The organism is Azospirillum sp. BE72 (assembly GCF_031455875.1).
In the GTDB taxonomy this organism is placed as follows: domain Bacteria; phylum Pseudomonadota; class Alphaproteobacteria; order Azospirillales; family Azospirillaceae; genus Azospirillum.
In genome coordinates this window covers 502,138-514,426 of sequence record NZ_JAVDTO010000001.1, presented here as the reverse complement: position 1 = coordinate 514,426, position 12,289 = coordinate 502,138, and the positions used below count along the sequence as shown (strand labels likewise).

Here is a 12,289-nt window from a genome sequence, read left to right as displayed (position 1 = left end):
AGGGGGGAGAGGGGATATGGATCGGCGGTTTACTTCACCAGAGCCCAGTCGCCCTGCTTGACCTCCACCATGTGGAAGGCGTCCAGCGTCAGGCCCATGTGGTCCTTGGCGCTCATGGTCACGGTGCCGCCGGTGCCGACATAGCCCTTGGTCTGCTCGATCGCGTCGCGCAGCTTGGCCTTGTCGGTGCCGCCGGCGCGCTTCACGGCGTCCAGCGCGATCATCAGACCGTCATAGGCATGGCCGGCGAAGGTCGAGACCTCGGTGTTGAAGCTGTCCTCGTAGACCTTGGTGAACTCGGTCACGACCTTCTTCTGCGGGTCGCTGTCGGGCAGTTGCGCGGCGACGACCAGACCGGCGGCCGGCAGGCGGACTCCCTCGGCGGCACCGCCGGCCAGCCGGATGAACTCCTTCGACGCGACGCCGTGCGACTGGTAGATCGGCAGCGAGATGCCGAGCTGGCGATAGTTCTTGGTCACCACCGCCGGCCCCTGGCCCAGGCCGAACACCAGCACCGCCTGCGCCGCGGCGTTGTTCTTGATCTTGGTCAGCTGGGCGGTGACGTCGGTGTCCTTGGCGCCATAGGTCTCGTCGGCGACCAGTTCGATCCCGCGCTCCTTGGCGACGGCGACGGTCTGCTCGCGGCCCGACTTGCCGAAGCCGGAATCCTCCGACAGCAGCGCCAGCTTGGTCAACCCACGCTTCTTCATGTCCTCCATCACCTTTTCCGCGGCCATGCGGTCGGTGTGGGGGGTCTTGAACACCCACTTCTTCACCGGCTCCACGATCACCACTGCGCCGGCCAGCGAGATGAACGGCACGCCGGCGCGTTCCACCAGCGGCACCGCCGCCATGGTCGCCGCTGTCGTGGTGCCGCCGACGATCACGTCGACGCCGTCGCTCTCGATCAGGCGCTTGGTGAAGGAGGCCGCCTTATCGGCGGCGCCGCCGTCGTCATAGACGGTCAATTGCACCTGACGGCCGTCGACGCCGCCGGCCTTGTTGATGCGGTCGGCATACAGCTCCAGCACCTTCTTCTCCGGATCGCCGAGGAAGGAGGCCGGGCCGGTGGCCGAGACGATGGCGCCGACCTTGATCGGGTCCGCGGCCTGCGCCGCCCCGGACAGCAGGCCGGACACCGCCGTCATGGCGGTCAGGGCGGTGAAGGCGATGGTGGCGAACAAGCGATTGCGCATGATGTCCTCCCTTGGGCTGCCCACCTTGACGCCGAACCGGGCAGGGGCCCGATCCCGGCGCGGCGGGACGATTTGCATCACATAATGTTTCAAACGAAACAGTTTCGAAAGAAGATTTTTGGCCGCCGTGACCACAATCGAAGTACGGATGTTGCCGTCCGCTTCCCCTTCCCTTTGCGATCCCTCCATCTTCGGCCCAGGGGATCGTCGTTTCGTTTTATGACACAAATTTGCTTTGATGATCCAACGTAGTGTATCACATTAATGATTGTCAAACGGAAAGTCCGGATTGCCTCCTATCGGCCGCCGCTGCGCTTTCCGCTCCGGTCGTCCGCGCTGTCGTGGCACTGGCCGAACCGGGTCCGGGTTTCGTATACAACTCCGTCGTGCCGCCTCGCCCGGCTCCACCCGCATCGCAAGCCGTATCCATAAGGACGTCCCCACCGCATGGCCCGCCCGCGCCGCCCCGAAGACCTTGCCGCCCAGCTGACCGAGACGATCGCGCCGCGGGCGAAGTCGCTGATCATCACCATCTATGGCGACGCCGTGCTGCCGCATGGCGGATCGCTCTGGCTGGGCAGCCTGATCGACCTGATGGGCCTGTTCGGGATGAGCGAGCGGATCATCCGCACCTCCGTCTTCCGGCTGTGCAAGGACGATTGGCTGACCAACACCCAGATCGGCCGGCGCAGCTTCTACCGCGTCACCGACAGCGGGAAGGAACGCTTCGCCGCGGCGGAGCGGCGAATCTACGCGCCGCTGGCCCGCGAATGGGACCGCGGATGGGACCTGCTGATGGTGCCGCCCAACGCGCTGGACGCGGAGACGCGCGACGCTCTGCGGCGGGAACTGACCTGGCAGGGCTTCGGCGCCGCCTCGGCCACCGTCTACGCCCACCCCAACTGCGACGAGGCGGCGATGCACCGCTCGCTGGCGGAGTTGGGGGTCGCCGACAAGATCGTCCACATGAAGGCCAGCCTGGACCGGGCGGAGGGGTTCGGGGCGCTGCGCGATCTGGTGCGCGGCTGCTGGGACGTCGATCAGCTCGAGCACGACTATGCGGCGTTTCTGGATCACTTCCGTCCGGTCTGGGCGGCGGTCGATGCCGCCGACACGCCGGATCCGGCGGCCTGCTTCGTCCTGCGCACGCTGATGATCCACGACTTCCGCCGCATCCTGCTGCGCGACCCGATGCTGCCGCCCGACCTGCTTCCGGCCGACTGGCCGGGTCAGGAATCGCGGATGCTCACCCGCAACCTCTACCGTCGGCTGGCCGGTCCGTCGGAAGCCTTCCTGATGCAGGCGGCGACCACCGCCAACGGTCCGTTGCCCGATGCGCAGCCCGCCTTCCAGGGCAGGTTCGGCGGACTGGAGAGCATCCCGGCCGGTTGACCTGCCCCCCTCCGACAATGACCCTGCGACAATGGGCGCCCGTCCCACCGGCCACCCTGGCCGAAAGCGTATACATAAAATGCAAGGAATCACGGTAAGCTGGGACCGTCGCCGTTCAATCCGGCCCTTTCCGGGATGCCGCCATGCTGACCATCGTCTACCGCAGCGAGGCTGTTGACCGACTGCCCTACAGCGCCCTCGCCGACATCTGCCTGTTCAGCGCCCGCAAGAACCGGGAGTTGGGAGTGACCGGCTTCCTGGTGGAGTTCGAGGGCATATTCCTGCAGGTCCTGGAAGGTGAAGCCGAGGTGGTGGAGCGGCTTTACGCCCGTATCGCCGCCGATCCGCGCCACCGCGACGTCGAACTGCTCCTGCGCGAAAATTCGGCCGGCCAACCCAATTTCGGCTTTTGGGCGATGAATTTCGGACCGCTCGACACCCCGACCTTCTGGCAGGCGGTGTTCGGTTCCCCGGTCCGGATCGAGGAGTTCCGCCGCAGGTCGCACGATGCCGACTTCGCGCTGGACGTGCTTGCCCGCGCCTACATGCATGCCTGCATCCTGGCTGATGTCGATCCCGCCACCCGAGAACTGGTGCACGGCAACATTCCCTGCTTCGTGGGCGGTTGACGCGGGCCTGACGCAGCCCCCGACGAAGCCCTCCATTTCGATACTGATTGACCGGATTAAGATCGCATGTCGAACGAATTGATTTAGATCAATTCGGCGTTTCCGCATGTCTTTCTTTACAAATCAATACTTTAGATCTCCGGTCTCGTCTCTTGATATGATACATAAATCGTTGAATACGTCTATTTTCCGTGTCATATAAAGACCACAGGGCGCCGATGGAAAAGTGAGCGCCCGCCGAAATGTCCCGGAGGAAACGCCCCCATGTCCAAGGACTACACCCCCATCGCCAATACGATGGAGTTCCCCCCCGCCACGCCGCAGCCGAACGTCTATCCGCTGTCCTGGGTGTCGCAGACCAAGAAGCTGGAAGAGGTCTACGCCGCCGCCCAGCGCGAGAACTGGGATCCGGCCAAGCTGCCCTGGGACAGCTTCGACGTGTCGCGCTACAGCTGGGAGGAACGGGAGGCCATCGCCTATTGGTGGACCATCCTGTCGGTGTTCGACGCGTCGGCCCCGCCGGTCTTCGCCCATGCCCTGATCAAGACCTACGAGGTGCATGAGGAGGATCCCGTCCGCCGCTGCTTCTTCTCCGTCACCCGGGACGAGCAGAATCACGAGCAGATGTGCGGTCTGGCCATCACCAAGCTGCTGGAGGCCACCAGCCCGCTGACCTACGAGCCGAAGACCGATCTCGGCCGCCGGCTGCAGAAGAACGCCCACTGGCTGTACTACAATGGCGGGCGCTATTGGGACGGCTACAAGAAGGCGGTTCCGAAATATTCGCTGGCCGTTCTGTTCAGCTCCTTCCTGATGGGGGAGATCGCGGCGGCGACCATCTTCCACCAGATGGCGGCCGGCTGCAGCGAGCCGGTGTTCAAGGAGGCCTTCCGCAACATCGGCCGCGACGAGGGCCGCCACATGGCGATCTGCATGTCGGTGATGGAACGCGACTATCCCCACCTGGCGGTGGAGGACAAGTCCGTCATCACCAAGCAGATCCGCGCCGGCTACCTGTTCCTGTCCGCCGTGCTGTTCGAACCGCCGCCCCAGTTCTGGGACCTGCCCGACGACTTCATCGCCACCCAGCGCGAGGCCGAGGCCATCGCCCGCAACGCCGGCTTCCACATCCCGGATTACGAGGCGAAGAAGGAGAACTGGCGCAACGCCATGCTGAACCTCAAGGGCGTGCTGGACCGCTACGGCATCCCGTTCCCGGCGATCCCCGAAGTCGGCATCACCGGCGAGGAAGTGCGGGATGTCGACATGGACGAGATCATTCCGGTGTTCTGAGGCGCCGGTCCGACTTGCCCCCACCCTAACCCTCCCCCGCTGGGCGGGGGAGGGGACTGCCGCTGAATACCGACAAAGCTCCTGTCCCCCTCCCCCGCCCAGCGGGGGAGGGTCGGGGTGGGGGCAAGTGTTTCCCGACCGATCAATTCCCAAGGATCCCCCCGGTGAGCCGCATCCGCCTCCACCCCTCGGGCCGTACGGTCGAGTGCCGTGACGGCGAGACCGTCCTGTCGGCGCTGGAACAGGCCGGCTATGCCCTGCCCAACAACTGCCGCGCCGGCGCCTGCGGCGAATGCAAGGTCAAGGTCCTCAGCGGCCAGTTCGACCAGGGCATGGTGCTGGACATGGCGCTGTCCCAGGGCGAGCGGAAGGACGGCTACGGCCTGATGTGCATGGCCAAGCCGATCTCCGACGAGCTGGTGATCGAATACGGCACCGCCGACGCCCAGCCCAAGCTGTTCCCGCCCCGCGAGAACGTGCTGTTCATCGTCACCGACCGCATCCCGCGCACGCCGCGCATCGTGGAACTGCGCCTGCGCCCTCTCGGCCAGCCGCTGCGCTACTGGCCGGGCCAGTATGTGATGCTGGGCGATGCCTCGGCCGGCGCGCCGCCGCGCTGCTATTCCATCGCCAACGCCCCCCGCCCGGACGGCGAGATCGTGTTGCAGGTCACCCGCGTCGACGGCGGTCCGACCAGCGCCTGGATCCACGACACGCTGACCGTCGGCAGCATGGTGAAGCTGTCCGGCCCCTATGGCACCTTCACCGGCGACCCTTCGGTGGACAGCCCGGTGCTGTGCATGGCCGCCGGCTCCGGCCTTGCCCCCATCCTGGCGCTGACCGACGCGGCGCTGCGCCGCGGCTACCGCCCGCCGGTGACCCTGCTGTTCTCCGCCTGCACCCGGGCGGATGTGTATGAGCTGGGGCTGCTCAGCTACTGGCAGGCCAAATACCGCAACTTCAAGGTCAAGGTGACCCTGACGCGCGAGGACGCTCCCAACCATCTGAAGGGCCGCATCCCCGCCATCCTGCCCGACCTGTTCCCCGACCTGTCCGGCCACGCCATCTTCACCGCCGGCAGCCCCGCCTTCGTCGACTCCTGCGTCACCGCCGCCCGTTCGCTCGGTGCCAGGGACGACCAGATCCACAGCGAAGGCTACGTTTCCCAGCACATCCCGGAAACGCTGCCGGCCGACCGGCTGATGGCGGTGGGATGACCGGGAGGCAGGATCCTCAAGCCTTGTGGACACCGGCGATGAAGCCGTCGATCTCGCGGGTCAAATCCTTCGACTGGCCGGCGAGCGCGGCGGCGGCGGCGAGCAGTTGGTCGGCCGCCGCACCGGTCTCGCCGGCCCCCGCCCGGATGTTGCCCATGCCGCCGCTGACCTCCTGCGCCCCGTCGGCGGCCCGGATCACGCTGCGGGCGATCTCCTGGGTCGCCGCCGCCTGCTGATCCACCGCAGCGGCGATCCCCGACGCGATGCGGCTGACCTGGGTGATGGTCTCGCTGATGCCATGGACGGCGGCCACCGCCTCCTGCGTCGCATCGCGGATGCCCTTGATCTGGCCGACGATGTCCTCGGTCGCCTTCGCGGTCTGGTTGGCGAGGCTCTTGACCTCCGACGCCACGACGGCGAAGCCCTTGCCCGCTTCGCCAGCCCGCGCCGCCTCGATGGTGGCGTTGAGCGCCAAAAGGTTGGTCTGCCCGGCGATGGAGTTGATGAGTTCCACCACCGCACCGATCCGCTCCGCACTGTCCGCCAGGACGGCGACCGCCTCGTCGGCCCGCTTGACGTCGGACACTGCGGCATCGGCGATGCGGGCGGAATCCGCCACCTGCCGGCCGATATCCTGAACCGAGGCGGACAGCTCCTCCGTCGCCGCGGCGGCGGTCTGCGCACTGTCGGCGGCGGCACTGGCGGAGGCGGCCACCTGCTCCGACCGGCCGAGGCTCTGGTCGGCGATGCCGGTCAGGGCGCGGGCGGTCGATTCGAGCTGCTGGGCGGACGAAGCCAGCGCCCCGGTCAGACCGCCGACGCGGGCCTCGAACGCTTTCTGCAATTCGGCCAGCGCCGCGGCGCGGGCCTCCTTGGCATGCCAGTCGGCCTGCTGCTGGCTGTCGAGCTCCCTTGCCCTGACCAGTCCCTCCTTGAACACCTCGACCGCGCGGGCCATGCCGCCCGCCTCGTCGTCGCGGTCGGCGCCCGGCACCGCGGCGTCCAGATCGCCGGCCGCCAACCGGTCCATGGCGGTGGTGACGGCGGCGACCGGCCGGGCGATACCGTCACCCACCTTCCAGGCCACCAGACAACCCAGCGCGACGCAGCCCAGGCTGACCAGCACGGTCAGCAGGGTCAGCCGGTTGGCGTCGGCCATCACGCTCGATTGCGGCGCCGCCACCATGAAGGACCAGGACCCATCCGCGCCGGAGAAGCGCACCGGGGCCAGCCGCAGGTAATGGGGGGCTCCGGCGAGTGTCACGATGCCGTCGAACGCCCGCCCCTCGGCGACGGCGCGTCGGGCCGCTTCCGGCAGATCGTCGGCCGCCTTCGACAGCTTGCCCTCTTCGGGATGGGCGACATAAATGCCCGACCCGGTCAGCACCGCGGCGAATCCGTCGCCATAGGGCTTCACCGAGCTGACCACATCGGTCAGGCCGGTCAGCGCCATGTCGACCCCGGTGACGCCGATCACGCGCCCGCCATCCATCACCGGCGCCGCGGCGCTGGTCATCAGCCGCTTGGTGAAGTCGTCGAGATAGGGCTCGGTCAGCACCGGCTTCCGCGCGACGGCTGCCGACTTGTAGTATTCCTTCTCCTGCACGTCGGAGAAGGGGTAGCCTTCGCTATCGTCGGCCTGCCCCCCCTGCGCGCCCGGTAGCCACAGCAGGCTCATCCGGCCGGTCTTGGGCAGGCCGAGAATCTCGGTGGAACGGTCATGTTCGGCAAAGGCCGCGTCCCGGCCGTCGAACCCGTCGTCGGCCATGTCCACCCATACCCCCGCATAGAGTGGATTGCCTTGCGCGACGCGGCGCAGATAGCGGTTCACCGTTTCACGCCGCGGGCTTCCGGTGGAGCGCTCCACCTCCACCAGTGCAGCGGTGGCACGGGCAGCGTCGAGAGCGGCGGAGATATCGGCGGAGACCCGCGCACCATGGCGGTCCGCCATCTCGGCAGCCAAGGTCAGGGCGGCCTTGTGCCCGGCGTCACGCGACAGGGACAGAGATACCGTCGTCACCGCGGCGGCACCCGCCGCCAGAACCGCCGCCACGCCGATGATGATCTTCGTCCTGAACCGAGCCTTCATGCCGCAAGCCTTCGTCCGGTCCGCCGAATGTTCGGAAATGAACGGAAAGGCGGCTCCAAATAGGGGTAAGGAGCGGCACTTTATAATCGATAACGATCGAAAGGCACGTCAATTCTCGGGATTGCCAGCTTCCCGGTTCAACCCCCCGCAGTTTGCGAACCGGCCGAACCAAATCACCGCGACCGATTGCCTGATCTTGTTGCAACTGCGAAAAAGGGGCGCCGGAAAGGCAGATGCCATCCCCGCCGGCGCCGTGTTCCACAACCTTACCCGGCAGGCTTCGCTTCAGCGGGCTCCATTTCAGGGATTTCGTTTCAGGAGGATGCCGAACTCCGCGTGTCTTCGGACACTTTACGGACCGTCGTACCGCACCACCTGCTGGTCGATGGCGCCGAACACGCTGGCGCCGTCATTGTCAAAAAGCTCGATCCGCACCCGGTCGCCGAAGCGCATGAAGGGCGTCTTCGGCGCGCCATGCTCGATGGTCTCGATCATCCGCAACTCGGCGAGGCAGGAATAGCCGACACCGCCGGCCGTGACCGGCTTGCCGGGGCCGCCGTCCAGCTTGTTCGACACCGTGCCCGACCCGATGATGCTGCCGGCCGCCAGATGGCGGGTCTTGGCGGCGTGCGCGATCAGCGTCGGGAAGTCGAAGGTCATGTCGACCCCGGCATCCGGGCAGCCGAAGGCCTCGCCGTTGAGCGTCGTCACCAGCGGCCGGTGCAGCTTGCCGCCGTCCCAGGCGTCGCCCAGCTCGTCCGGGGTCACCGCGACGGGGGAGAAGCTGGAGGCCGGCTTGGACTGGAAGAAGCCGAAGCCCTTGCCCAGCTCCGCCGGGATCAGGTTGCGCAAGCTGACGTCGTTGACCAGCATCAGCAGCCGGATCTGACCGCCTGCCGCTTCCGCCGAGATGCCCATCGGCACGTCGCCGGTGACGACGGCGATCTCCGCCTCGAAATCGATGCCCCAAGCCTCGGTCGCCGCCGGGATCGGGTCGGTCGGCGCCAGGAAGCTGTCGGAGCAGCCCTGATACATCAGCGGATCGGTCCAGAAGCTGGGCGGCATCTCCGCCCCGCGCGCCTTGCGGACCAGTTCCACATGGTTGACGTAGGCCGAGCCGTCCGCCCACTGGTAGGCGCGCGGCAGCGGCGAAGCCGCCGCGGCCGGGTCGAAGGGCCGGCCGGCCGCCGGATCGGCGTTCAGCGCGCGATAGGCCTCCTCCAGCTTCGGCGCCAGCGCCGTCCAGTCGTCCAGCGCTGCCTGCAGCGTTCGGGCGATCTCCGGCACCGGGGTGGCGCGGGTCAGGTCGCGCGATACCACGACCAGGGTGCCGTCGCGCCCGCCCGCCTTCAAACTTGCCAGCTTCATTGGTCTCTTCCCTTCCTTGGAATTCAGCGTCCGGCGACCTTGACCCTTGTTTCGGGTTGGCCGCTCATTTCGCCTTCCAGCTGTCGGCGTAGCCGCCCCATTCGACGCCTTCCATCGCCTGATAGACGTCCAGCGGATCGCGGGTGTCGATCATCACCGCGACCTCGTCGGTCTCCTTGCGCTCGAATTTCTGCGCCACCTCGTAGGCCTTCGGGTGCGGCCCGTGCGGGAAGCCCGAGGGGTGATAGGTGACCATGCCGGGATGGATGTTGTCGCGCGAGAAGAACTGGCCGCGGTGATAGAACAGCACCTCGTCGAAATCCTCGTTGGAATGATAATAGGGCAGCTTCAGCGCCTCCGGGTCCGACTCGATGGGCCGCGGCACGAAGGTGCAGATGATGAATCGCCCGGCAATCCAGGTGCTGTGCGCCGAGGGCGGCAGGTGGTAGCGGTGGCTCATCAGCGGCCGGATGTCGCGCCAGTTCAGCCGCACCGGCGCCAGATCGCCGTGCCAGCCCACCGCGTCCAGCGGGTTGAACGGATAGGTCATGGCGCAGAGCTGCCCACGCTTCTTCACCCGGACCAGAGTCTCGCGCTCGTTCTTCTGCGCCTGGAATGCGTCGTCCAGCGCCGGGACGTCCAGCACCGCCGGGTCGAAGATGGCATGGGTGCCGACCAGCCCCTTGTGCGGCAGCTTGTAGGCGTCGTTGGTGGCCTCCACCATCAGCACCATCACCGCTTCGTCCGTCTCCAGCCGCCAGCAGGTGTTGCGCGGCAGCACGACATAGTCGCCCTCGCGCACCTCCAGATGGCCGTAGTCGCAGAAAAGGTGGCCGCCGCCCTGGTGAAAGAACAGCAGGTCGTCGCCATCAGCGTTGCGGACCAGATGTTCCATCCTGCCCTTGAACCGCCATAGCCGCACCTGGGTCGCCCCGTTGCCCATCAGGGCCGGCGCCTCCAGCGGGCAATCCGGCATGTGGTCCACATGGTTCAGGTCGAAGGCGCGCGGGCGCAGCGGCCCGTCGAAGCTGGTCCAGCCGGTCGGCGGATGGCCATGGTGCATCTGGGTCGCCGGGCCGAAGAAGCCCTCGCGCCCCATCTCGCGCTCGTAGGTGCCGGCGGGAAGCCGGACATGGGCCTGGCGCGACGCGGTGCCTTCGACCTTCGGAAACGAAATCCAGTTCTTCATGGCGCTTCCCCTTCAACTCCGCCGGCCGCTTCCGTATCGGGCACCGGCGGGCTTGTTCCGTTGGCGTCATTTTAGTTTCGTTTGAAACTGTTGCAAGAGCCAAATTCCGGCGCAGGATGGGGACACCCGCGATTCTTCCCACAGACGATGCCCGCCGATGCCGTCCGCACGCCGACCCCGCTCCGCCTCATCCGCATCATCCAAATCCGCATCCGGGCCGGCGGATCGGCCGGCGCTGCACCTGACGCGCTTCCTGCCCTACCGGCTGTCGGTGCTGGCCAACACGGTCAGCCACACGCTGGCCAAGCTCTACGAGAAGCGCTTCGGCATCACGATCCCGGAATGGCGGATCATCGCCGTGCTGGGCGGCGGCGAGACGATGAGCGCGGGCGAGATCGCGCAGCGCACCGCGATGGACAAGGTGCAGGTCAGCCGCGCCATCAGCCGCATGCTCGAATCCGCGCTGATCATCCGCGAATCGGGCGACACCGACCGGCGCAAGGCCCTGCTGACCCTGACGCCCAAGGCGCTGGCGATCTATGCGGAGATCGTCCCGATGGCTCTGACCTATGAGGAAGAGGTCACCGACGCCCTGTCGATCGACGAGCGCGCACAGCTCGACACGCTATTGTCGAGGCTGCAGGCCCGCGCCGACCAACTGGCTGCCCGCCCTGCGCCGATTGCACCCAAGATGGAGGCAGCGCCGGTCAGGGAAGATTGACACGCTGCAGCCGATGCGACCACAGGTCGCGAAGCTCCGGCGACTTCTCCTCCTTCACGCGCTTTGGTGGACTGCCTAAGACTGCAGGTGGCCGGCATGGTTCTGGCCGCCTTCGTCCCCACTTCCACTCCATCGCCCGCCGGAGGCCGCATGACTGGGTCCACGATCAGCATCCGCCCTCTCGACCTGCACAGCGCATCGGCGGCGGAATGGGCGGCCTTCCATCAGTTCCGCCGCATCCGCCACGCCGACTCCTGCCGTGACGAACCGCTGCTTCCCGATGCGGCGGTCGAGGCGTCTCGGCGCAAGCGGAGCCACTATTGGCAGCATGTGGGTTGGGCGGCTTGGGAGGATACAGGGGGCGGCGAGCGGATCGTCGGATACATCCATGCCGATCTGCCGGACGTGAATCATCCGGAAATGGCATCCAACGGCAACCAGATGTTCGTTCACGGCAGCGTCTGCAAGGAATTCCGCCGCCGGGGCATCGGTACCCGCCTTCTCGGCAAGGTCGGCACCCTGGCGGCAACTGCCGGGCGCAGTCTCGTGACGTCCACCACCGAACAGGAGGACGGTCACGCCTTCCTGCGTCACTTCGGTGGGGAGGAAAAGATGCGCTACGAAGAAAATCACCTGCGCCTCGACCGGGTCGATTGGACGATGGTGGAGCGCTGGTACGCCGCCCTTCCCGCCGATCTTTCGCTCACGACCTATGCCGGCCGTGTGCCGATGACGGCGTTCGAGCGGATGCTGCCGGCCATCAACGCGATGATCGCCGACATTCCGCGCGACCGGATGAGCATCCCGGTCATCGAAAACTCCGCCTCGATGATAGAGGACTGGTACGCACGGATTGGCCAACAGGATGGCCGACATCATCTGCTGGCGCTGACGGATGCGAACGGCGAACTTGCCGCCATGGCGGATCTGCTCTGGTTCCCCGATACCCCCGACCGCGCCGGCCACAATCTGATGGGGGTTCGGCGGGACCGGCGCGGACAGGGGCTTGGCAAGGCGATCAAGGCCGCCGCGCTGCTGCACGTCCGGAAGTCGCTGCCGACCGTGGAATTGATGACGACGGGCAACAATCAGGTGAACGCGCCGACGCTGGCGATCAACCGCCAACTGGGCTTCTTCACCCAACGCAGTGGCGGGTTCTACGAGATCGCGGCGGACGCCCTGCCCCGAGGGTGAG

General features: G+C 66.8%; 10 protein-coding genes. 6 read left to right on the top strand and 4 right to left on the bottom strand.

The features are described from left to right. Window positions 1-29 precede the first annotated feature (29 nt). Window positions 30-1,196, bottom strand: coding sequence for an ABC transporter substrate-binding protein (locus J2Y49_RS02530; RefSeq protein ID WP_310111879.1), 1,167 nt, complete (start codon window positions 1,194-1,196; stop codon window positions 30-32). Window positions 1,197-1,643: 447 nt separating this feature from the next. Here J2Y49_RS02530 and paaX point away from each other — a divergent pair, with 447 nt between their 5' ends. The 4 genes from paaX (at window position 1,644) to J2Y49_RS02510 (ending at window position 5,727) form a co-directional block, all read left to right on the top strand. After that, entirely contained in the window at window positions 1,644-2,588 is a 945-nt protein-coding gene (gene paaX / locus J2Y49_RS02525) for a phenylacetic acid degradation operon negative regulatory protein PaaX (protein WP_310111876.1), read from the top strand. 143 nt (window positions 2,589-2,731) lie between these two features. After that, a complete protein-coding gene (locus J2Y49_RS02520; protein ID WP_310111874.1) occupies window positions 2,732-3,217 on the top strand; it encodes a BLUF domain-containing protein in 486 nt (161 codons plus the stop codon). Between the two features lie 264 nt (window positions 3,218-3,481). Further along, entirely contained in the window at window positions 3,482-4,510 is a 1,029-nt protein-coding gene (locus J2Y49_RS02515; protein ID WP_310111871.1) for a hypothetical protein, read from the top strand. Between the two features lie 164 nt (window positions 4,511-4,674). Beyond that, window positions 4,675-5,727 (top strand): 2Fe-2S iron-sulfur cluster-binding protein, encoded by a 1,053-nt coding sequence (locus J2Y49_RS02510; protein ID WP_310111869.1) that lies wholly within the window; start codon window positions 4,675-4,677, stop codon window positions 5,725-5,727. 16 nt (window positions 5,728-5,743) lie between these two features. Here J2Y49_RS02510 and J2Y49_RS02505 read toward each other — a convergent pair whose 3' ends face one another. The 3 genes from J2Y49_RS02505 to J2Y49_RS02495 form a co-directional block, all read right to left on the bottom strand. Continuing rightward, window positions 5,744-7,816 (bottom strand): methyl-accepting chemotaxis protein, encoded by a 2,073-nt coding sequence (locus J2Y49_RS02505; protein ID WP_310111866.1) that lies wholly within the window; start codon window positions 7,814-7,816, stop codon window positions 5,744-5,746. 351 nt (window positions 7,817-8,167) lie between these two features. Next, window positions 8,168-9,184 carry a fumarylacetoacetate hydrolase family protein gene (locus J2Y49_RS02500; protein WP_310111864.1) on the bottom strand — a complete coding sequence of 339 codons (1,017 nt, stop codon included), beginning with the start codon at window positions 9,182-9,184 and terminating at the stop codon, window positions 8,168-8,170. Window positions 9,185-9,248: 64 nt separating this feature from the next. Then, window positions 9,249-10,373: a homogentisate 1,2-dioxygenase gene (locus tag J2Y49_RS02495; RefSeq protein WP_310111862.1), complete on the bottom strand. Its 1,125-nt coding sequence runs from the start codon at window positions 10,371-10,373 to the stop codon at window positions 9,249-9,251. Between the two features lie 157 nt (window positions 10,374-10,530). Between J2Y49_RS02495 and J2Y49_RS02490 the strand changes: the two genes are divergently transcribed. Together J2Y49_RS02490 and J2Y49_RS02485 are read left to right on the top strand one after the other, a co-directional pair. Continuing rightward, window positions 10,531-11,094: a MarR family transcriptional regulator gene (locus J2Y49_RS02490; protein ID WP_310111859.1), complete on the top strand. Its 564-nt coding sequence runs from the start codon at window positions 10,531-10,533 to the stop codon at window positions 11,092-11,094. Between the two features lie 96 nt (window positions 11,095-11,190). Then, complete coding sequence (locus J2Y49_RS02485) at window positions 11,191-12,288, top strand: GNAT family N-acetyltransferase (protein WP_310111857.1); 1,098 nt, start codon at window positions 11,191-11,193, stop codon at window positions 12,286-12,288. Window position 12,289 lies beyond the last annotated feature (1 nt).

Coding starts and splice junctions, on each gene's coding strand:
- J2Y49_RS02495 (WP_310111862.1), bottom strand. CDS start 10,373: ATGAAGAACTGGATTTCGTTTCCGAAGGTCGAAGGCACCGCGTCGCGC.
- J2Y49_RS02485 (WP_310111857.1), top strand. CDS start 11,191: ATGGTTCTGGCCGCCTTCGTCCCCACTTCCACTCCATCGCCCGCCGGA.
- J2Y49_RS02530 (WP_310111879.1), bottom strand. CDS start 1,196: ATGCGCAATCGCTTGTTCGCCACCATCGCCTTCACCGCCCTGACCGCC.
- J2Y49_RS02520 (WP_310111874.1), top strand. CDS start 2,732: ATGCTGACCATCGTCTACCGCAGCGAGGCTGTTGACCGACTGCCCTAC.
- J2Y49_RS02500 (WP_310111864.1), bottom strand. CDS start 9,184: ATGAAGCTGGCAAGTTTGAAGGCGGGCGGGCGCGACGGCACCCTGGTC.
- J2Y49_RS02490 (WP_310111859.1), top strand. CDS start 10,531: ATGCCGTCCGCACGCCGACCCCGCTCCGCCTCATCCGCATCATCCAAA.
- J2Y49_RS02515 (WP_310111871.1), top strand. CDS start 3,482: ATGTCCAAGGACTACACCCCCATCGCCAATACGATGGAGTTCCCCCCC.
- paaX (WP_310111876.1), top strand. CDS start 1,644: ATGGCCCGCCCGCGCCGCCCCGAAGACCTTGCCGCCCAGCTGACCGAG.
- J2Y49_RS02505 (WP_310111866.1), bottom strand. CDS start 7,816: ATGAAGGCTCGGTTCAGGACGAAGATCATCATCGGCGTGGCGGCGGTT.